General features: G+C 52.7%; 20 protein-coding genes and 1 tRNA gene. 16 read left to right on the top strand and 5 right to left on the bottom strand.

The window, feature by feature from the left end; translation table 11 throughout:
* The first annotated feature begins 36 nt into the window (after positions 1 to 36).
* The 10 genes from CLV80_RS05145 to CLV80_RS05100 all read left to right on the top strand — a co-directional run bounded on the left by CLV80_RS05145 (position 37) and on the right by CLV80_RS05100 (position 8,976).
* The gene (locus tag CLV80_RS05145; protein ID WP_106355562.1) at positions 37 to 1,083 is read left to right on the top strand and encodes a cobalt-precorrin-5B (C(1))-methyltransferase; all 1,047 of its coding nucleotides are present in this window, start codon (positions 37 to 39) and stop codon (positions 1,081 to 1,083) included.
* Positions 1,080 to 1,802 (top strand): cobalt-precorrin-6A reductase, encoded by a 723-nt coding sequence (locus CLV80_RS05140; protein WP_106355560.1) that lies wholly within the window; start codon positions 1,080 to 1,082, stop codon positions 1,800 to 1,802. Before CLV80_RS05145 ends, CLV80_RS05140 begins: the two co-directional genes overlap by 4 nt.
* Positions 1,799 to 2,428, top strand: a complete 630-nt coding sequence (locus CLV80_RS05135) for a DNA-3-methyladenine glycosylase family protein (RefSeq protein ID WP_106356136.1) — start codon at positions 1,799 to 1,801, stop codon at positions 2,426 to 2,428. Before CLV80_RS05140 ends, CLV80_RS05135 begins: the two co-directional genes overlap by 4 nt.
* The gene (locus CLV80_RS05130; protein WP_106355558.1) at positions 2,425 to 3,093 is read left to right on the top strand and encodes an alpha/beta hydrolase; all 669 of its coding nucleotides are present in this window, start codon (positions 2,425 to 2,427) and stop codon (positions 3,091 to 3,093) included. Before CLV80_RS05135 ends, CLV80_RS05130 begins: the two co-directional genes overlap by 4 nt.
* 80 nt (positions 3,094 to 3,173) lie before the next feature.
* Positions 3,174 to 3,896, top strand: coding sequence for a GGDEF domain-containing protein (locus CLV80_RS05125; RefSeq protein ID WP_106355555.1), 723 nt, complete (start codon positions 3,174 to 3,176; stop codon positions 3,894 to 3,896).
* Positions 3,897 to 4,034: 138 nt separating this feature from the next.
* Complete coding sequence (locus CLV80_RS05120; protein ID WP_106355553.1) at positions 4,035 to 4,622, top strand: HNH endonuclease; 588 nt, start codon at positions 4,035 to 4,037, stop codon at positions 4,620 to 4,622.
* Between the two features lie 85 nt (positions 4,623 to 4,707).
* Positions 4,708 to 6,162 carry a glucose-6-phosphate dehydrogenase gene (zwf, locus tag CLV80_RS05115; RefSeq protein WP_106355550.1) on the top strand — a complete coding sequence of 485 codons (1,455 nt, stop codon included), beginning with the start codon at positions 4,708 to 4,710 and terminating at the stop codon, positions 6,160 to 6,162.
* Positions 6,163 to 6,209: 47 nt separating this feature from the next.
* The gene (gene pgl, locus CLV80_RS05110; RefSeq protein ID WP_106355548.1) at positions 6,210 to 6,881 is read left to right on the top strand and encodes a 6-phosphogluconolactonase; all 672 of its coding nucleotides are present in this window, start codon (positions 6,210 to 6,212) and stop codon (positions 6,879 to 6,881) included.
* Between the two features lies 1 nt (position 6,882).
* Positions 6,883 to 8,481 (top strand): glucose-6-phosphate isomerase, encoded by a 1,599-nt coding sequence (gene pgi / locus CLV80_RS05105; RefSeq protein WP_106355546.1) that lies wholly within the window; start codon positions 6,883 to 6,885, stop codon positions 8,479 to 8,481.
* Between the two features lie 36 nt (positions 8,482 to 8,517).
* Positions 8,518 to 8,976, top strand: coding sequence for a prepilin peptidase (locus CLV80_RS05100; RefSeq protein ID WP_106355544.1), 459 nt, complete (start codon positions 8,518 to 8,520; stop codon positions 8,974 to 8,976).
* A gap of 22 nt (positions 8,977 to 8,998) precedes the next feature.
* Here the strand turns inward: CLV80_RS05100 and CLV80_RS05095 are convergent, their stop codons facing one another.
* From CLV80_RS05095 to CLV80_RS05080, 4 genes are all read right to left on the bottom strand, one after another.
* Positions 8,999 to 9,349: a RidA family protein gene (locus tag CLV80_RS05095; RefSeq protein ID WP_106355542.1), complete on the bottom strand. Its 351-nt coding sequence runs from the start codon at positions 9,347 to 9,349 to the stop codon at positions 8,999 to 9,001.
* Between the two features lie 26 nt (positions 9,350 to 9,375).
* A tRNA-Gly gene (locus CLV80_RS05090) sits at positions 9,376 to 9,449 on the bottom strand.
* Between the two features lie 60 nt (positions 9,450 to 9,509).
* Positions 9,510 to 10,799 (bottom strand): class I SAM-dependent methyltransferase, encoded by a 1,290-nt coding sequence (locus CLV80_RS05085; RefSeq protein WP_106355540.1) that lies wholly within the window; start codon positions 10,797 to 10,799, stop codon positions 9,510 to 9,512.
* A gap of 110 nt (positions 10,800 to 10,909) precedes the next feature.
* Positions 10,910 to 12,952 carry an ASKHA domain-containing protein gene (locus CLV80_RS05080; RefSeq protein ID WP_106355538.1) on the bottom strand — a complete coding sequence of 681 codons (2,043 nt, stop codon included), beginning with the start codon at positions 12,950 to 12,952 and terminating at the stop codon, positions 10,910 to 10,912.
* Positions 12,953 to 13,138: 186 nt separating this feature from the next.
* Between CLV80_RS05080 and CLV80_RS05075 the strand changes: the two genes are divergently transcribed.
* From CLV80_RS05075 to CLV80_RS05060, 4 genes are all read left to right on the top strand, one after another.
* Positions 13,139 to 13,660 carry a helix-turn-helix transcriptional regulator gene (locus CLV80_RS05075; protein ID WP_133169753.1) on the top strand — a complete coding sequence of 174 codons (522 nt, stop codon included), beginning with the start codon at positions 13,139 to 13,141 and terminating at the stop codon, positions 13,658 to 13,660.
* A 153-nt stretch (positions 13,661 to 13,813) separates the two neighbouring features.
* The gene (locus tag CLV80_RS05070; RefSeq protein WP_106355534.1) at positions 13,814 to 14,251 is read left to right on the top strand and encodes a ClbS/DfsB family four-helix bundle protein; all 438 of its coding nucleotides are present in this window, start codon (positions 13,814 to 13,816) and stop codon (positions 14,249 to 14,251) included.
* Between the two features lie 139 nt (positions 14,252 to 14,390).
* Complete coding sequence (guaB, locus tag CLV80_RS05065; RefSeq protein ID WP_106355532.1) at positions 14,391 to 15,839, top strand: IMP dehydrogenase; 1,449 nt, start codon at positions 14,391 to 14,393, stop codon at positions 15,837 to 15,839.
* A complete protein-coding gene (locus CLV80_RS05060; RefSeq protein ID WP_106355530.1) occupies positions 15,839 to 16,621 on the top strand; it encodes an MBL fold metallo-hydrolase in 783 nt (260 codons plus the stop codon). Before guaB ends, CLV80_RS05060 begins: the two co-directional genes overlap by 1 nt.
* Before the next feature lie 34 nt (positions 16,622 to 16,655).
* Here CLV80_RS05060 and CLV80_RS05055 read toward each other — a convergent pair whose 3' ends face one another.
* Complete coding sequence (locus CLV80_RS05055) at positions 16,656 to 17,372, bottom strand: hypothetical protein (protein ID WP_207766516.1); 717 nt, start codon at positions 17,370 to 17,372, stop codon at positions 16,656 to 16,658.
* Between the two features lie 211 nt (positions 17,373 to 17,583).
* On the opposite strand from CLV80_RS05055, the gene CLV80_RS05050 reads away from it, so the two are divergent.
* Both CLV80_RS05050 and CLV80_RS05045 read left to right on the top strand, forming a co-directional pair.
* The gene (locus tag CLV80_RS05050) at positions 17,584 to 18,744 is read left to right on the top strand and encodes an RsmB/NOP family class I SAM-dependent RNA methyltransferase (protein ID WP_106355526.1); all 1,161 of its coding nucleotides are present in this window, start codon (positions 17,584 to 17,586) and stop codon (positions 18,742 to 18,744) included.
* A gap of 184 nt (positions 18,745 to 18,928) precedes the next feature.
* Positions 18,929 to 21,127 (top strand): ATP-binding protein, encoded by a 2,199-nt coding sequence (locus CLV80_RS05045; RefSeq protein ID WP_375342190.1) that lies wholly within the window; start codon positions 18,929 to 18,931, stop codon positions 21,125 to 21,127.
* The last annotated feature ends 4 nt before the right edge of the window (positions 21,128 to 21,131 follow it).

Genomic DNA, 21,131 nt, shown 5'->3' with positions numbered 1-21,131 from the left:
TTGGCGGCATCGTTATGCGCGCTTATAGTCGCACTAATGACAAGAAAGCCAATCGGAGAGTTGCGCCGTGGTTGGACCACAGGTGCTTGTGCGACCGCAGCAACAAAGGCTGCGTTGATCCGCCTGTGGGGTGGGACGTTCCCGAGCGACGTTGGTATCGTTTTGCCTAGAGGGGAAGCTCCGCAATTTCCGTTAGCATTGGCCGAGGCCGGTGAGGGGTGGGCGCGCGTTGGAATTACGAAAGACGCAGGCGATGATCCCGACGTCACGCATGGTGCATTAATTATCGTGACGGTCCGTCGATCTGCGGGAGGGGTTCAGTTCAAAGCGGGTGAGGGTGTCGGTATTGTCACACGGGCAGGTTTGCCCATCGCAGTTGGGGAGCCAGCCATCAATCCGGTCCCGCGTCAGATGATGCAGGGCGTTGTTGCGGAGGTCGCCGCCCAGTTTGGAGAGGCTGCAGGTGTTGAAATTGAGATTTCTATTCCCGATGGAGAAGCCATCGCACAAAAGACTTGGAATCCGCGGCTAGGGATAAAGGGTGGCCTTTCTATCCTTGGAACGACAGGTGTTGTTCGCCCGTTTTCTTGTGCGGCTTGGATTGCGTCGATTCATCGCGGGATCGATGTGGCGCGTGCAGATGGGCTGAAGCACGTCGCTGGATGTACGGGTGCCACATCTGAAAAAACGGTACAGACGTTATTTGGCCTGCCGGATCATGCCATGTTGGATATGGGTGACTTTGCGGGTGGTTTGCTGAAATATCTGCGTAAGCATCCTGTTGATCGCGTTACGATCGGCGGTGGGATCGGAAAGATGGCAAAGTTGGCGCAAGGGGCAATTGATTTGCATTCATCGCGGTCGCAAGTGGATTTCTCGGTGCTGGCAGAATGGGTCGATATGTCAGAGGTAAATCACGCGAATACCGCGCTTGAAGCTTTTGAAATGTCTGGTGAAAAGCTTTCCATTTTCATTGCAGATAGAGCGCGAGTTAAAGCTCAATCGTTGGTTGGTGATCAGGTTAGTATCGACACAATCGTCATTGATCGCGCAGGAAAAGTTATCGCAAGGTCTACGGCATGACTGTGTTGATTTTAGGGGGAACCAGTCAGGCGCGCCGCCTAGCTGAGGCATTGGCGGGGACCAATGCGATCGTCTCTTTGGCAGGCGCAACACGTGCACCAGATCCGCTACCGTTATCAACGAGAGTCGGGGGTTTTGGAGGGAAACAAGGGTTTCAAGAATACTTGGAGCGACATTCTATTTCTGCCGTTCTAGATGCGACCCATCCTTTCGCGGATCGGATTACAACCCGCACTGCCCAGATTTGCAGCCAGGTAAACATGCCTTATCTTCAGCTTCTGCGTCCTGGATGGTCAGCCGAACCGGGAGACAACTGGATTGAGATACATTCAGAACAAGACGCTGTCGATCATGTGCCAATTGGGTCCGCCGTATTTTTAGGCACTGGTCGTCAAACGCTTGACCGGTTTGCAAATTTGAAGGGTAGGGAACTTATTTGCCGTCAGATTGATCCGCCAAACGATCCGTTTCCATTTTCAGGTGGCCGATTTTTGGTTGGGCGACCGCCGTTTTCTGTCGAAGATGAAGTATTGCTATTTTCGGAATTGGGGATCGACTATTTGATAGTCAAGAATGCCGGCGGGGCTGCAAGCCGAACCAAGCTGACTGCGGCAAACCATTTGGGAATTCCGGTGTTGATGATCGCCCGACCTCCGCGTGGGAACTGGCAAATTGTCGAAACTGTTGATGCGGCCCTTAAATGGGTGCGGGCGTTATGAACGACCGGGTTATCATGTCTCTGGATTGCGTTGCAGAGGGCGCGGAATGGCTGTGTCAGCATGAGCCACGTTTTGGGCGCGCGATGCGGGGGCTGCCGCCATTGCCGCTACGCCGCAAGCCGGATGGCTTTGCTGAATTGTTAAACGCGATTGTCAGCCAGCAGGTCAGCGTGGCATCGGCGAATGCGATTTGGGGGCGGCTTCAAGGTGCGGGGATGATTTCCCCGGATGTGATTACACGCGCTTCTGGTGATGATTTACGGTCATTGGGGCTCAGTCGTCAGAAAGCAAAATACGCTAAAGCTTTGGCAGATGCAGGAATTGATTTTGACGCACTGCGCCTGCTGCCGACAGATGATGTGGTGAAGACACTGACTGCGGTTTCTGGCATTGGTGTTTGGACCGCTGAAATCTATGCGATGTTTTCACTGGGCCGGGCAGACGTGTTTGCGCCGGGAGATTTGGCGCTTCAGGAAGCCGCCAAGCTTATATTTGAACTGGATGAACGCCCCAAAGACCGCGCATTACGAGAAATGGCGCGCGATTGGTCGCCTTGGCGATCGGTTGCAGCGCGGATCATGTGGGCCTACTACAAACAAAGCAAACAACGGGAAGGTATCAGATGACACGGGCACTCGATGCGCAGCGGCGCGAGCCAATTTCGGGCGAAATACGATCTTGTGTGGTGTTCCTGCACGGATACGGTGCGAACGCTGCTGACCTGATCGGCCTTGCCGATCCGCTAAGTGAACATATGCCCGATACCTTGTTTATCGCGCCCGATGCACCAGAAGATTGCGCAGGTTCCCCAATGGGGTTTCAGTGGTTTCCAATCCCATGGATCGACGGTTCGTCCGAAGAAGAAAGCCGCGCAGGGCTAGAGCGGGCAGCCGCAGATTTGGATGCGTTCTTAGATGGTGTCATGGTCGACGAAGATCTATTGCCCGAACAAGTAATCGTTCTGGGGTTTTCGCAAGGCACCATGATGGCATTGCACGTGGTGCCGCGCCGCGAAGATTCCGTTGCGGGAATCGTCGCATTTTCGGGTCGATTGTTGGATCCTGAACTGCTCGAAGACGAGGCGAAGTGTCGTCCGCCCGTTTTGCTGATTCATGGCGACGAAGACGATGTCGTACCGCCGCAGTCGCTTCCTCAAGCTGCAGAAGCCTTGCAGGGCGCTGGTTGGAAAGAGGTTTTTGCCCATATTATGAAGGGTACTGGCCACGGAATCGCGCCGGATGGTTTGCAAGTTGCGTTGGCATTTATGCGCGATCGGTTCGGAATGGGTTAGAAAACCGGTTCCGTTAACGAAGCCGTTACCGGTCATGTGCAACAACATTGCATGTGACCGCGTCAAAAAGGCTTTGATATATGTTTCATCCGCAGGTGATTAACACGCTCGCCCCGAATTCGGTGCTTGGATGGGTATTGCGGATGCCAATATTTGCTGCGGTGTTTATCGGTCTGACGATGTCGCAGCGTGTATTGCTTGGCAAGATTGGGCTGGAAACGTATGCCCAAGCTGTATTGGTTTCAGTTTTTGGTGTTTTGTTTGGGACGTTTTTCGTTGTTGTGTTGCGTAAGGTTAAGTCGCTTCAAAGCAAGGTGCAGGCCGTAGGTTCTGCCGACCCTCTGACAGGTGTTTGGAACCGTAAGGCATTTTGTGAAGCAGCTGGGCGCCTCGTTTCGCAAAATGGCGTGCTGCTTGTTCTCGATATTGATCATCTTGGTGCGATGAACAGTAACCATGGGCGCGGCGCGGGGGGCGTGTGTCTTATGGCGCTTGCGCAGCGATGCCGTGAATTGACGCGCGAAACAGATGTTGTGGGCCGTCTTGATGGGGCGTCAATCGCAATTTACCTGCCCGGCGTACCCGCCGAGATCGCGAGGGAAATCGCAGACCGATTGAAAGACGGTATTCAAGTGTGCTCGGGTGGGCAGATTCTCGAAGCGACAATTTCTGTTGGTGCTGTTGTCGTCAGAGGTAAGCCTTCTATCGAAACGCTTTTGCGCTTTGCAGAACGCGCCTTGGATCGCGCCAAGTCCGAGGGGCGGGCACGTGTCATCATGCGTGGGTGGCCTAAAGCCGCCTAGTTCGCCTATATTTTGTACAATTTCCGGTAGATGCTGGGGGTTGTCACATTTCTGACGCGATATATAGTCCTTAATTAAGAGGACTGCGGGAACGCCGCTTTGCACAGTTCCCGCACTTCGTGGTGTGGGAATTAAGATATGACGCAGGCAGAATTTCGAATTGATTTCGTACGTGAACCCGCGGCGCTAAAGCAATATCCAGCTTTGGTGTTGAACGCGGATTATCGTCCGTTGTCATACTACCCGTTGTCACTATGGCCTTGGCAAGACGCGATCAAGGCAGCTTGGTTGGATCGGGTGGATATCGTCAGTGAATACGACGAATACGTTCATAGCCCAACGACAAAAATCCGAATCCCAAGTGTTGTCGTCCTGAAAGATTTTGTGAAACCGCGGAAACAGGTCGCGTTCACACGATTCAATTTGTTTTTAAGAGATTCGTTTTGCTGTCAGTATTGTGGTGCAAAAGGTGATTTGACGTTCGATCACGTTGTTCCGCGTGCTGCGGGTGGGGTTACAAGCTGGGAAAACGTTGTGGCCGCCTGTTCACCATGTAATTTGCGCAAAGGGTCAAAGTCGCTCAAACAATGTGGGATGAGTTTGCGAAAACCGCCACGTCAGCCTGTAACTGAACAGCTTCATAATGTGGGGCGCAAGTTTCCGCCAAATCATTTGCATGAAAGTTGGGTCGATTTCCTTTATTGGGATGCAGAACTAGAAGCTTAGCGCTATCTGGTGCTAGACTTGCCTAGCTGCGCGGGTTAGATACGCGGCGTTAGCGCTAACGTACCTAAACTAAGCGGAGTAAGCTATGGTTTCTCGCGTCATTCCCGTCGAAACTTTTGATCTTGTCATTTTTGGCGGGACCGGTGACTTGGCTCGCCGTAAAATTCTACCCGGTCTGTTCCGTCGGTTCCGTTCGGGGCAAATGCCAGAAGGATCACGTATTATCGGTGCAGCCCGTTCTGATCTTGATCAAGCAGGATACCGCCAGATGATTGCGGATGCAGTTGCGGAATTCGGCGGTGAAGAAAAGAAAGATTCCAAAGGCTTGGATGCTTTCATTGAAACCCTTGATTACGTTGCAATTGACGCCAAAGGCGACGGTGGCTGGGCGAAGCTTGCGGAAATCGTTCGAAAAGATGTTGTTCAGGCATTCTATTTCTCAGTCGCGCCATCGCTGTTTGGTGATTTGGCCGAACGTCTACACACAAATAACATTGCAAACGAGCAAAGCCGGATTGTTGTCGAAAAACCGTTTGGTCGCGATCTTGAAACAGCACGTGCACTGAACGAGACTTTGGCGACACACTTCGATGAAAGCCAAATCTACCGAATTGATCATTATCTTGGTAAAGAAACGGTTCAAAACCTGATGGCCGTGCGCTTTGGTAATATGCTGTTTGAGCCGCTTTGGAACAACCACTACGTTGATCATATCCAAGTCACAGTAGCTGAGACAGTGGGCGTCGGTGGCCGCGGCGCATATTACGATAAATCAGGTGCGATGCGCGACATGGTGCAGAACCACCTAATGCAGTTGCTATGCCTTATCGCGATGGAACCCCCCAGCCAATTTGGCGCGGATGAGGTTCGTGACGAAAAACTAAAAGTTATCCGTGCGTTGCAGCCAGTTGAACCGCACCATATCGTGCGTGGACAATACGACGCTGGACCAAATGGCCCAAGTTATCGTGAAGATGCTGAAAATGCCCGCTCGTTTACTGAGAGCTTTATCGCGATGAAATGCGAAATCGCGAACTGGCGTTGGGCAGGGGTGCCGTTTTATCTACGGACCGGGAAGCGTATGAAAGCGCGATCTTCTGAAATTACAGTTGTGTTTAAGGATCTTGGGCATTCGATTTTCGAAGGCGACGAGGCACGTCACCGTAATATTCTGTCGATCCGGTTGCAGCCAAATGAGGGCATGGATTTGCAGGTCACCATCAAAGAGCCTGGCCCAGGTGGCATGCGCTTGATTGACGTTCCTTTGGACATGACCTTTGCTGACGCGCTTGGCCCGGATGCTGAAGAAGTGCCGGACGCTTACGAGCGTTTGATCATGGACGTCATTCGCGGAAACCAAACACTGTTTATGCGTGGTGATGAGGTAGAAGCTGCGTGGCGTTGGACCGATCCGTTGATCAATGGCTGGGAAGCACGCAATGACGTACCGAAGCTTTATGATGCTGGCTCTGCTGGGCCCGAAGATGCATTGGCGATGATGCATCGTGACGGCAGAAGATGGCGTGAAATCAAAGCATAACGCTACTATTTTAATCTAATAATTGATCACATGAAAGGCGCTGCAATATGAAGCTGCTTGAATATCCCGATGCGGAAATGATGATGATGAACTTGGCGGATACTTTGGCCGGAGAGCTGAAGAATGCGCTACTGACACATGACACCGCATCGCTTGCGGTGCCGGGTGGAACGACACCGGGGCCGATATTTGACAGCTTGTGCAGTGTTGATCTGGACTGGTCGCGAGTGCATGTGATGCTGACTGATGAACGTTGGGTGCCTGAAGATTCCGAACGCTCGAACACACGGCTTTTGCGTCAGCGCCTGCTGGTCGACCGAGCGGCAGCAGCGCAGTATATGCCGCTTTATGCGAAGGCAGAAACGCCAGAAGAAAAGCTACCTGAATTGGCTGCGGACTTAGATTTGGCACTGCCGATTTCCGTTTGCCTGCTGGGTATGGGCGCGGACATGCACACGGCGTCGATCTTTCCGGGGGCGGATCGGCTTGATTTAGCGTTGAACGGAGATGACCGTTTGGTCGCCATGCGCGCACCGGGCGCGCTAGAACCGCGCATCACACTATCTGCGGCGGTTTTGAACGCGGCGATCAGTCGGCACATTGTGATCGTTGGTACGGAAAAACGCGCGGCATTAGAACGTGCCCAGCAGTTAACACCAAGCGAAGCGCCTGTTGCCGCGATCTTGAACGGCGCAACAGTACATTGGGCGGAGAAATAACATGTGGAACGAACTTAAAACGCACCATAATACTGTTGCAGATCGCCGGTTTGAGACCTTGGTTGACGCGTCGCGTGCACGCGATTTTTCTGCGCAAGCCGGCGATATGCTGTTTGACTATGCCAAGACGAACATTGATGCGACGGGGCGCGCGCTGTTGGTCAAGCTGTTGGATGACGCCGGGGTCGCGGACAAACGCGACGCGATGTTTGCTGGCGCACCGATAAATGAAACCGAAGGCCGGGCGGTGTTGCATACAGCGCTGCGCAACCTTGATGGCGGGCCTATCACCGTTGATGGCGCCGACGTGATGCCCGAGATATTAAGCACGCTTGATCGTATGTCCGAATTTGCCACATCCGTGCGTGACGGTAGCTTTGCCGGGCAGGGTGGTAAGATCACTGATGTGATTAACATTGGTATCGGTGGCTCTGATCTGGGGCCTGCTATGGCGGTTAAGGCGCTGGCGCCGTATCACGATGGACCGCGTTGCCATTTTGTAAGCAATGTCGATCCGGCAGATATTGCGGGTGTTTTGCGCCAATGTGATCCGGCCACGACGCTCGTTATCGTTGCGTCTAAGACTTTTACAACCATTGAAACCATGACAAACGCGCGCACGGCGCAGGCATGGATGGGGCAATCTGTGACTGACACAGGCGCGCAGTTTGCTGCATTGTCCACGGCCGAAGACAAGACCGCCGCGTTTGGGATTGATCCAAGCCGTGTCTTTGGTTTTGAGGATTGGGTCGGCGGCCGCTATTCAATGTGGGGGCCGATTGGTCTTTCGCTCATGATTGCGGTTGGTGGTGATGCCTTTCGCGCGTTCTTACGCGGCGGCCAGGCGATGGACGTACATTTCAAATCAGCTGCGTGGGATGAAAACGTACCGGCTTTGCTCGCGTTGGTTGGCATTTGGCACAATCAGATTTGCGGGTACTCAACACGTTCCGTTCTGCCTTATGATAATCTTCTCAGTCGTTTACCTGCCTACCTTCAACAGTTGGAAATGGAGAGTAACGGCAAAGGGGTCAGCATGGATGGTGCTGATTTGGATGTAAATTCAGGCCCCGTTGTGTGGGGCGAACCCGGCACGAATGGCCAGCATGCTTTCTATCAGTTGATCCACCAAGGTACGCGCGTCATACCTTGCGAGTTCCTTGTCGCGGCGCGTGGTCATGAGGATGATCTACACCATCAGCACCAGTTGCTTGTCGCAAACTGCTTGGCGCAGTCCGAAGCATTGATGCGCGGCCGTGATTTGGACGAAGCACGCGGTAAAGTCGCAGATAAGTTTGAGGGTGCCGAGCTCGAACGTCAAGCGAAGCATCGCGTGTTTCCCGGCAACCGCCCGTCCGTCACAATCGCCTATCCGCAGCTTGACCCGTTTATGTTGGGGCAGATTATCGCGCTGTATGAACACCGTGTTTTCGTTGAAGGCGTTGTTTTGGGGATCAACTCTTATGATCAATGGGGCGTTGAGCTTGGGAAAGAGCTTGCCACGGCGTTGCAGCCTGTTGTCGAAGGGACACAAGGCACAGATGGTAAAGACGGATCAACGGCTGCGCTTGTGAGTTTCTTGCAAAAGAACGGTGTTTAGCGCAAAGCTGGGTAACCGAATAACGAAAGTAACGCGATGATTACCCAATATGTTCCATATGTGATGTCGGCAATTTTGATTGTTGCGGTCATGATTGATGTACGTACTGCGCGTATGCCAAACTGGCTAACACTTTTGCCTTTGGTCCTGTTCATCGTGCAGGTCGGGGCATCAGAAACGCCGTCGGCATTTACATGGCAACTTATGCAGGGGGTGATCGTTTTTCTGCTTGGGATTGGCCTTTTCGCAGCGGGCGGTATCGGTGCAGGTGCTGTTAAGCTAATGGCTGGCACAGCTTTAATTGTACCAACGTCCAGCGCGTTTTACGCGATCTTTGGGTTTGTCGGGTCTGTTTTTGTGCTGTTCCCGATTGTTATCATGGTCCGCAAGGCAATTGGATCAGACGACAGTAAGTGGGCAGTGCTATCACGGCAGATTTTGCCAATGAGCCTGCCAATCGCTGTGGCAGGCTTACTGGGTATGTTTGCGGTATAGGTGGATCTGGATCCACCCTACGTTAAATCGCTGCAGTTACGATAATTTCAACGTTGTAGTCTGGCGTGGCAAGTTTTGCTTCGCCAGTCCAGCGGGCAGGGGCGTGTCCTTGGGGTACCCAAGCATCCCAAGCTGCGTTCATTTCCGCGAACTCATTGACGATGTCTGACACCCATACTTGAGCTGTTAGGATGTTAGTTTTGTCAGTGCCAGCCTCGGCCAGAAGGGCGTCGATCTTGGACAGAATATCATTGGTTTGATCGGTGACAGATGCGCCGGCAATACCGACCTGTCCGGCTAAATATGCAATCCCATTATGGATCACCATTTGGCTCATCCGGGCGTTTGTGTGCTTACGGGTAATTTCGGGCATCGGGGCCTCTTTGCTGTTGGAAAACATGGAGCGGGTAACGAGAATCGAACTCGTAACTGAAGCTTGGGAAGCTTTCGTGATACCTTTTCACCATACCCGCTCGTGCGCCATCGTCTAAGCCGCGGTGCGGCCTTCGTCAACGTCTATTACGTGGTTGCGTTTACGCGTAAATATCCTCGCGAGTGGCGGGTGGACCTGTTACACCGATACGTCGTTTCGACGACAGTGTTTGGTAGAGGTTGACCACGTTACGTTGGAAACCAACCTCAAACAGCGCAAAGTAAGCCAACCAGAGACGAACGAGTTCGTCACCCACCAGTTCTTCGGCTTCGACGCGGTTTTCCCATAATTTATCGTGCCAAAGTTCGAGGGTAAGGCGGAAGTGCTCGCGGAGCGATTCAGTGTCGTGTACTTCAAATCCATGGCGTTCGAAGTCTGTGATCGTGCGACCAATATGGTCCAATTCACCGCCCGGGAAAATATATTTGGTGATCGTTTTTTGATAGCCTGTCGGGTGATCAAAGTCGGCCAAGTTGGGCGTTACCCGACGTGTAGATGCTTGGTGTAAGCACAATCCGCCAGGTTTTAGCATACGGTGGATGTTCTTGTAGTAGCTGTCGTAGTTGTCAGCGCCAATATGTTCAAACATCTCGATCATCGAGATTTTATCAAAGTGGTTGCGCTCTTTAAGATCGCGGAAGTCGGTGAGTTCGACGGTAACTTTGTCTTCTAGGCCACGTTGTTTGATCCGTTCATTGACCAACGCGAACTGCGTTTCAGACAGGGTTACGCCCTTGACGGTCACACCGTAAAATTCTGCAGCATGGCAAGCAAGACTGCCCCAGCCGCAACCTACATCAAGCATCTGCTCGCCTGGTTTTAGCCGAAGCTTGCGGCAAATATGGTCGAGCTTGTCGATCTGCGCTTGGTCAATATCGTTGTCCCAATCCTTAAAGTATGCGCAGCTATAGACCATGCCGCTATCAAGGAAGAGTTTGTAGAAATCGTTAGAGACATCGTAGTGAAATGCGATCATCGCCTTGTCGTCACGTTTGCCTTTTTGGAAACGGTCCAAAAATGCCCGTGGCGAAAACTTTGCGCGTTCTTTGAACACAAATGGTGCCAATGCCTTGGCCAATTTTGCCTTAGAGTAAGACTTGAAAAACTTGAGGATGCTGACGTGGTCAGTCGCCTTAAGCAGTTGCAGCGGGGACGCGTCGGTAATGCTGATGTCACCGCTTCCGTATAGCCCGAATAGCGTTGCGATATTTGGCTTGAGTAACATTTGGCGGATTGTATCCGCAGAATTGATGACCACTTCGATATTTGGTGCATCGGTACGGTTGTAATCTATCGTGGACCCGTCCCAAAGTTTCACCGTTAGGTCGGCTTTGACCGAATCTTTTGCGGCGTTAAGGAGGGTGCTAATCGATTGAAGTTGAGCGCTCAAAATAAATACCTTCTGCTTTGTTGGCCCGAAGTTATCGACGTGGCGTAACCGCGTCCATAGCTTTGGTTCAAAAAACAAAAAATGGTGTTATCGGACTGAGAAACGTTGTTTTAGCTCGTGCTGGTGGGGCGTTTACGTCGGCGTCTGGTTTGTCCGCTACCTTCGTTAAATTTGACATCGGGCAGGGGCGCGATTGATCGCAATATTTCGAATGGGTCAACGGCGTTTGGCATGGCTGACGCGTTTACGAAATGCTCTTGGAAGCACGGTTCAATCGCTGTTTCGATTTTATGGATTTGTCGGACTGTTTCTTCGATTTCGCGACGTGCATCGGTGTTCAGTAATGCGATTCTTGCGCCTGTGCCTGCCGCGTTGCCAGCGCTGGTGACCTTATCTAAGGGCACATCAGGGATCATCCCAAGAACCATCGCGTGTTTTGGGCTGATATGTGCGCCGAAAGCACCGGCAAGGATAACCCGATCGACGTGATCGACGCCGAATTTATCCATTAGCAGTCGTGCACCTGAATACAGTGCTGCCTTCGCCATTTGGATTTGTCGCACATCGTTGTTGGTCACGGTGATTTTAGGGCCGTCGTTTTCAGTGCCGTCAAACAGCAAATAGGAATTTGTCCGCCCATCGGCAAAGCAATTTGGCGATCCGGTTTGTTCGGCAGATCCGATTAAGCCGGGCGCATCGACGATGCCAGCCATGCGCATTTCGGCGACGACTTCGATAATCCCAGAGCCGCAGATGCCGGTAATTCCTGTCTGTGCGATAGCCGCGTCAAAGCCTGCTTCGTCAGACCAAAGATCAGAACCGATGACTTTGAAACGTGGCAGTTTGGTAATTGGATCGATTTCGACGTGTTCGATTGCGCCGGGTGCTGCGCGCTGACCAGAACTGATTTGCGCACCTTCGAATGCAGGACCTGTTGGCGATGAACACGCCAGCACCTTTTGGCGGTTGCCCAGTAAAATTTCGGCGTTGGTGCCGACATCCACCACGAGCATGAGGTCCTCGGATTTGCCCGGTGCCTCTGATAATGCCACGGCTGCAGCATCCGCGCCAACGTGTCCGGCAATGCAAGGAAGAATGTAAACGCGTGCTGCAGGATGCAGTTTTAGGTCAAGGTCGACGGCGCGAAGTGATAGGCTGTCAGACGTCGCGAGCGCAAAGGGCGCTTGGCCAAGTTCATAGGCATCGATTCCGAGAAACAGGTGATGCATGACGGGGTTACAAACGAACACCGCATCAACGATCAGCGTTCGATCAATGTCAGCTTCTTGCGCAATTTGGACAAATAACGTGTTCATCCCTTCACGAACGGCCGCAGTCATTTCGTCAGAACCCGTTGGGTTCATCATGCCATAGCTAACCCGGCTCATCAGATCTTCGCCAAAGCGGATTTGCGGGTTCATGATACCAGATGATGCGACGACTTCTCCGGTGCGCAGATCGCACAAATGGCCGGCAATGGTCGTTGAACCCAGATCAATCGCAAGTCCGTAAATCGCGCCTTCGTAATAGCCGGGCCAGATGTTGATAATACGTGGGCTATAGCTGTCATCCCCAAGATGCACAGCGACGGTGACTTTCCATTCACCTTTTCTTAACGCGGGTTGGAGAGTCCTGAGAACGCCCAAATCCGCCTCAAGCTGGGGTAGTTCCCATTCGCGGCGTAGTGCATCAACAAGGCGTTCAAGATCGCCTGACGGATCGTGCATGTCGGGTTCGGCGACTTCAACATAATACAGCCGCGTCGATGGGTTCATGACGATATCACGCGCCTCGGCACGTTTGCGCACGACTTGCTTGTGTACTTGGCTTTCGGCAGGAACGTCGATCACGATATCGCTTTGCACCGTTGCCTGGCAGCCAAGGCGGCGACCCTTCTTTAGCCCCCGAATAGTGTCATAGCGCTCTTCGACGCTGTTCCATTCTGATAAAGCGTCGGGCGCAACGGTCACGCCGTGTTTGGAAAACTCACCATAGGACGGCGTAATTTGGCATTTCGAACAAATGCCGCGCCCGCCACAGACACTATCAAGGTCAACGCCAAGCTGACGCGCAGCCGTTAAAACAGGGGTGCCAACCGGAAAGCGCCCGCGCTTTCCTGAGGGCGTAAAGATAACAAGTGGATCAGAGCTCATGAACGCGGCCTTGGATTGTTTGTGCCTAGATAGCGTGGTGCGCGGCAAATGTAAGGTCAGAACCCGTCATAATGATTATGTGATGCGGCATTGAGTGACACTCTGTGACCGAATGGGGTATGTGCTGGATTGAAATTGGTTATGAAGGCATGGCTGTGTGGCCGTGCAAATGCTGAGGTGATTTTGATGAAACGTCCTGTCTTATTTGTAGCGCTCCCTGCTTTTGCGTTCATGGTCGTTTGCGCGCTGGATATCATACGTGAATCGCCACCTTGGGACGTGGTCGATATTGCGCTTGATGTCGCGCAAACTGCGATGCTTGTGCTGATGGTTGTCGTTGTTGCGTGGTCGACGCAGCGTGTTGCGCAGATGCGCGATGATCAGCAGGCATTCCGTGATTCCATTATGCGAAACAATGCGCAGGGCGACGACTGGCGTGCCGCACGATCCCAAGAGATTGCAGCAATGAGCGACGCAATCGCGCTTGAGTTTCGGGCATGGGGCTTGACGGGTGAAGAAATGGATGTTGCTGAACTGTTACTCAAAGGGGCATCGCTAAAGGAGATCGCTTTGGACCAAAGAGCATCGTTCGCCAAAATTCGCGACAAAGCCCAGTCTATTTATCGCAAAGCAGGCATTTCCGGACGGGTCGAACTTTCTGCCTATTTTTTGGACAGCTTGTTTGCGAAAACAGCCAGAGCCGAATGAGCGCTTAAGTGCCACTTGTTGATCTGGCGCAAGGCATTGTTATCTAAGTGCGGTTTATCGTTTCCTTAAGGGAGGCGTTAATCATGGCCGCTAAAAACAAAGTTGAACTGCTTGAAATTACGCATAAAGGGTTTGGAAAGCTTGTAAAACTGTTTGAAACGCTGTCCGAAAAAAACAGCGCTCCACAAAGGTGATGAAGATACATCAATAAAGGATGTAATAGCCCGCCGCGCGGATTGGATTGATCTGTTTTTGGGCTGGTATTCGGATGGTCTTGCCGGGAAGACGGTTTATTTTCCTGCCGAAGGTTACAAATGGAATGATTTGAAACGGTATAATGCTGATCTGCGCGCGTGGCAAAATGACCTGGACTGGTCAGGTGCGGTTGCGCTGCTTCAGGCCCGCTACGATAAGCTGACGGCATTTATCGAAGGCTGCTCAGAAAACGAACTTTATGGTGGGCCGATGAAGGGTGCGAACAATAAATGGACGCCCGGACGCTGGGCTGAGGCCGCAGGGCCAAGCCACTTTCGATCAGCGTCAAAGTATCTTCGCGCAGCTCTTAAAAAGGCCAAGGATTCCGACGGTTGAATCCTCGCAATCGCCCGCATCACAGGCTTCACAGCATTGTATGATGTCCATTTCGTGGTCTTCGCCGCTTTGGGGGTTTTGTAAGAGGCATTTCCATGCGATAGCGCAGTGCCAACGATGCCACCCAAGGAGACGGTTGATGGAGATTCGCGAGGCGCTTACCTTTGATGATGTGTTGTTGGTGCCGGGGGCATCAAACGTGATGCCATCTACGGCTGACACATGCACACATGTAACCAAGTCGATTGCTTTGAATATTCCGGTTTTGTCCAGTGCTATGGACACAGTCACCGAAGGGCGGATGGCGATTGCCATGGCCCAAGCAGGCGGCATGGGTGTTATTCACAAGAACCTGAATGTTGAAGAGCAGTCCAAAGAAGTGCGCCGCGTAAAGCGTTTCGTATCTGGGACCGTCTATAACCCCGTTACCCTGCGACCTGATCAGACATTGGCAGATGCTAAGGCGCTGATGGAACGCTACCGCATCACCGGTTTCCCGGTCGTGGGCGAGGGTGGCAAGATTGTTGGTATCGTAACCAACCGTGACATGCGCTTTGCGCAAAACGACGATACGCCGATCAGCGTCATGATGACGACCAAGGATCTTGCGGTTTTGCAGGAACCTGCAGATCTGGACGAAGCTCGTTCACTGATGCAGGCGCGTCGGATCGAAAAGCTGCTGATCACCGATACTGCCGGTAAACTGACAGGCCTGCTGACGTTGAAAGACAGTGAGCAGGCGGTTTTGAACCCAATTGCATGCAAAGACAGCCTTGGCCGTTTGCGTGTCGCTGCGGCGTCTGGTGTTGGTGATGCTGGGTTTGAACGCACACAGGCGTTGATTGAAGCGGGCGTTGACATGGTTGTCATCGACACCGCGCACGGCCATTCTGAAGGTGTGGCGCAGGCTGTAGAACGCGTAAAGGCACTGTCAACGGACGTGCAGATCGTTGCCGGTAACATCGCAACAGGCGAGGCGGCTAAAGCCCTAATCGGTTCGGGTGCAGATGCAGTTAAGGTTGGTATCGGCCCCGGCTCTATTTGTACAACGCGCATGGTTGCCGGTGTTGGTGTTCCTCAGTTGACCGCGATCATGGATTGCGCGGCGGCGGCGGGTGACATTCCGGTCATCGCTGATGGTGGGATTAAATTCTCTGGGGACTTTGCAAAGGCAATCGCAGCGGGTGCTTCATGTGCAATGGTCGGTTCAATGATCGCAGGTACGGACGAAAGCCCGGGCGAAGTGATTTTGTACCAAGGGCGTTCGTTCAAATCATATCGTGGTATGGGCAGCCTTGGCGCCATGGCGCGTGGTTCTGCTGATCGTTATTTCCAAAAAGATGCGGCAAGCGACAAACTGGTTCCCGAAGGCATCGAAGGTCAGGTGCCCTACAAAGGATCGGCGAGCGCGGTAGTTCATCAACTTGTTGGCGGTTTGCGTGCTGCAATGGGGTATACTGGCAATGCCACTATCCCTGAGATGCGCAAAAACTGCAATTTCGTGAAAATCACAGGTGCGGGCCTGAAAGAAAGCCACGTGCACGACGTGCAAATCACGCGGGAAAGCCCGAACTACCGGATTGGTTAATGGAACACATCGCACACCATAAGGTCGAAGAGGTAGACGTTTTCTGCTTGACCGATGGTGGGCTGGAGTTTCCGCCTAGAATATTTCCCGGCGTTGAGGAACAGCGCCGAGAAGCACTTTTGAAGGATGCAGGTCTAAACGGCGTGCAGACTGTATTTAACTGCTATGTGTTGCGGTTTTCTGACGGTCGCGTCGCGATGGTGGATACCGGTTGCGGTGCGGAGTTCGGTGAAAAGGGCGGGCGGATGCGTCTCCTTTTATCTCGGCTTGGTATTTTACCCGAAGACGTTTCGCGGATTATCTTTACTCATTTGCACAGCGATCACTGCGGTGGCGCATTGACTGGTGATGAACTGACTTTTCCAAATGCCGAGATCACGCTGCACGCCCGAGAAGCTTTGCACTGGAATGGGAAGGATGCTGTAGCCGGCCGTTTGCTGGATCGTGTTTTCTCTGTTCGTACAGTGCGTGGAGATGACGATCTGGGGGATGGGATAACTGTGTGGTCGTTGCCGGGTCACACGCCCGGGCATATCGGGCTGCGCTTGGGAGGTTTGGCGCTCGTTGGGGACGTCGTGCACTCAGAGGCGCTCCAGTTGCCTGACCCTGCCACACGTCCAATCTATGATGAGGACCCGGACCTAGCGATTCAAAGCTGTAATCTTGCGCTGAACGCAATTGTTGATGACGGACTTGTGTGGTCGGGGTGTCATATGCTTGGCCCTGAAAAATTTGCGCGCCTCGTGCGTCAGGGACGGGGATTTGTACGGATGTCACTTTGATGCTGACGCATCGAGACACCCGCCGATATGAAGGTCAGCGTATAGGCTGATCGTGGAATGATTGCCGTTGTTTCGCGGCATTTGCATTGCGGCGCAGGACAAATTTTAGCGCTGCAAGCGCGATTAAGAACAGCGCGATGCAATTGAGCGTTTGCGAAAAGGTCATTCCTTGTGACGCGCGCGGTGCGAGTGCGGCGGCGCGGCCATTGACCCAAGGCTCAATGTAAAAGAACCGAGACGCTCGCCGCAGGCCTTCTTTTTCAATCGCTTCACGTGCGACATCGTCGTAGGAAACCGTACTTTGGTACGCGCCGTTAAAGTGAAATACTGGTCCGAGTTTTCCTTGATCATGGATGTTTTTGAATATCCAGCCAAGAAATTCGTCGGCATCTGAGTTTGGGATAACGATTGCGGCCTTTACTTCGCGCTCTGATCCGTTGGCTTGTGGATCGAACAACAGCCACATGGCTCTTGCGTTGCTATCCTCGCCCTCTCCTCGGTGCAGACGATAGTTGTAGTTGGTGTTGATCTGCGCTGCGATGTTGATCTCGCTTGCGAGCCCGATATCATCCCAAGTGAAGTCACCCAGCGCAATTGGTTTCGGTGTAGGCGCGGCAAGGGCCGCCGCACGCGTTTCTGCAGCGGCAATCTGTCCATCGCGTGAATTCATTCCGAAATAGATCGCTAAGGCCGCCAATACGATGTAGCCTAGTGGTGGAAGTCTGAAAAATAGATGTAATAAATGCTGCACGAATACGCTTTCTTAGATAGTTGATGGCGCTATTGTTCAGTCGAAACATGTCAAGAATTTGTCTCGCGTGGCGATTTTACGTATCGCTCAAAAATTTCTCTGACGTGTCTTTGAAAGTTGGAAAACCGTGGTTATACCGACCGTCTCGCTCTTGATCTTGAAGGTTTTTGATAATGTCTACCCAGCATCAGCTTTCGTATAGGTCAAAGCAATGACCCCCGGCGCACGTGTCGCTGCCGCAATAACTATTCTTGATGTGATACGCGAAGGCCAAGCGGCAGAGCTGGCGCTGACAAGTTGGGCGCGTGGAAGCCGTTTTGCCGGATCCAAAGATAGGGCTGCCATCCGCGATCACGTATTTGATGTGCTGCGTGCACGGCGTTCACTGGGTGACGGGACTGGGCGCGAACTAATGATGCAGCTTGTTAAGCGTGATGGCTTATCAATGGATACGCTATTCTCGGGCGAAAGGCATGCGCCAGACCCGCTGACAGAGGAAGAGCGTGCGGTCTTAGAGACACCTGTGTCGCTGTCGCCAGCTGCGACATGTGATGTGCCTGACTGGCTCTGGCCGCATTGGAAAGACAGCCTAGGCCGACACTCAGAAATCGCGGCTTTAGCGCAGCAATCCCGTGCGGATGTCTTTTTGAGGGTGAACCAGCGCCGTGCGACTGTGCAGAACACGATGGATATGTTGTCAAAAGACGGTATATCGGTTGTGCCTCATCCCGACATCGACGGTTGTTTGCGCGTGACTGATAACCCGCGCCGCGTCAAAATTGCTGAGGCATTTGTCGACGGTATCGTCGAATTGCAAGACGCGTCGTCGCAATTCGCGATTAATGCAGTGACAGTTTCCGATGGGGCGCGGGTGCTAGACTACTGTGCAGGCGGCGGAGGTAAGGCGCTTGGCTTTGCTGACAGGTATAACGCTGCTGTGTTCGCACATGATATTGCCCCAGCACGTATGAAGGATTTATCGACGCGTGCTGCGCGGGCCAAGGTTGAAATTACACAGGTGGCGACTGATAGTTTGCTGAGCCACGGCCCATTCGACGTTGTGTTTTGTGACGCGCCATGTTCCGGCAGTGGGACGTGGCGGCGAACGCCTGATGCAAAGTGGCGACTTACCCAAGAGCGACTTGATACTTTGAACGCGATGCAGACCGAAGTCGTCGCAGGCGCAACGCAGCTGGTCGCAGATGATGGGGTGTTAGCATACGCAACCTGTTCTGTTCTTTCTTCCGAGAATGATGCGATTGTTGATACGTTTTGTGCGGCGAACCCGGACTGGCATAGTGTGCAACGCCATCAGCTGTTTCCAGGACCTGACGGAGACGGTTTCTATTTGAATTTATTGCGTAAATTCTAACCACCCTCTTTTCGCGGGCGCGTTGCCACGGTACGCATTAAGGATTGGTTAAGCATTTCTAGGCTAAGCCAGTCCCGAGCGAGCAGTGAGGTTGGCAGTGTCCACAAATCAAATGGTTGATGTTCCGCGATTGTCGCCGATCATTCCAATATCGAGACGTCTTTTGTGGTGTGGTAGTGCCGGATTGTGCTTGGTCGCATCAGTCTTTGTACCTGACATGGCTGTACGGCTTGGTTTGGTCGTTGCGGGCGGGGGGCTTGGTTATATTGGTGGGCGTCCGTCTGGGATCGAACAACGTACCGCGCGGCTGATTGCGCATGACCCAGATCATGCATTTATCACGGATAGGCATGGGAACGTCGGATATACCAATCATACTGCAGTCGGTCGCTTTGGCGATTGTCGTGGGCGTAAGCTTTCTGATGTGTTTGAAAATCTGATTGCGGACCCTGCTTCGCTGCTCGACCGTATGCAGCGCGCAACAGCGCAGCAGCATTCGTGCAAAGAATACATCATTACGCGGCGGGCACATTTTAGGCTTCGCATTTCTAAACTGGACCAAGAACAGTTTTTGTGGCGGCTAGATGAGCTAGGCGGAATTGACGCGATCCAAGGTGAAGGGTTGATGTTTCCGCTGGTTACGGCAGCCTCTGATGGTGTGATATCGCATCAAAACAAAGCCTTCCGCGAACTTTATGGCGGGTCGGTGAACCACCTACGTGATGTGTTCGATGAGTTGCCGCTTATGTCAGGCCAAACCGTATCAATGAAAACGCTGAGTGGGCGTGTTTCCGTTGTTATCGCTGAAACCAAAGGTCAGGCTGGGCGTCGTGATATTATCGTTATGCCATCTGACAAACTGCCCAAAGTGATGCCAACGCTTGGTGCTGGATGGGATGCAATCGAGGATTTGCCTGTCCCGCTTTTGAAAATTGGTGCAGAAGGCGCGATCCTTGCGTCGAACCGCGAGGCGCGGCAGCTACTTGGGATGGAGCTTTCGCGAGAGCAGCGTATGTCTGATATCTTAGACGGGTTAGGGCGTCCTATAAACGATTGGCTGCGTGAAGCTGCAGAGGGACGCGGCGGACATGTGTCTCAGTTCTTAAGAGGACGCGCAGATCGTCAAGGTACTTTTGTTCAAGTGACGCTCAATATCGCAGGAAAGGCAAACGATCCTCATTTGATAGCCGTCTTGAACGATGTCACAGAATTAAAAACGCTAGAAGCCCAGTTTGTACAAAGCCAAAAAATGCAGGCAATTGGTCAGTTGGCTGGTGGCGTTGCACATGACTTTAACAATTTATTAACTGCAATTTCAGGGCATTGCGATCTGTTGTTGTTACGCCATGATGAAGGCGATCAAAACTACGGCGACCTTATTCAAATTCACCAAAATGCTAATCGCGCAGCAAGCCTTGTCGGGCAGTTACTTGCCTTTTCACGAAAACAAAACCTGCAACCAGAGGTCATTGATTTGCGTGACACGCTGTCGGACCTGACCCATTTGTTGAACCGGCTTGTCGGTGAAAAGGTTACTCTCTCGCTGCACCACGATCCGGGATTGGCGCAGATCAAGGCGGATAAGCGCCAGCTTGAACAAGTGTTGATGAACCTCGTGGTGAACGCCCGGGACGCGATGAACGGCGCGGGTGAAATTCAGGTCGAAACTGAAAATCTTGTCCTGACAGAACCGATGATAAAAGACCGCGCAGTGGTGCCGCCCGGCGAATATGTATCGGTCAAAGTTATTGACGAGGGGCATGGGATCGCCCCTGAGAAGCTCCCTAAGATATTTGAGCCGTTCTACACCACCAAGCGTACTGGCGAGGGGACGGGGCTTGGCTTGTCGACGGCCTACGGCATCGTCAAGCAAACCGGCGGCTATATTTTCGCCGATAGCGAAGTTGACAGCGGGACTGAGTTTTCCTTGCTGTTCCCAAGCTATGATATCCCGGTGGCAGAGCCTTTGACATCTGTCGTTGATACCGCCGAGCTGATGGCGCAGCCTGTCGATGGTGTTGTGCTCTTGGTCGAGGATGAAGCACCGGTGCGTGCGTTTGCGTCACGCGCATTGCGCTTGCGTGGCTACACGGTGCTAGAGGCTGACTGTGCTGAAGCCGCGATTGATTTGCTCGCCGATCCAGAGCTTCATGTTGATCTGTTCGTCACGGATGTGATTATGCCGGGAATGGACGGCCCAACATGGGTGCGCCAAGCGTTACAGCAGCGGCCCAACACAAAGGTTGTCTTTGTTTCTGGATATGCAGAAGATGCATTTGGGGACGGCGAAACGCGCATCCCCAATTCTGTATTTCTGCCAAAGCCGTTCTCTCTCAATGCATTAACGCAAACAGTTCAAGCGCAACTTAATGACGCAGCTTAGGCAA

It is taken from the genome of Yoonia maritima, assembly GCF_003003285.1.
Classification (GTDB): domain Bacteria; phylum Pseudomonadota; class Alphaproteobacteria; order Rhodobacterales; family Rhodobacteraceae; genus Yoonia; species Yoonia maritima.
This window is presented reverse-complemented; position numbering and strand designations above follow the sequence as displayed.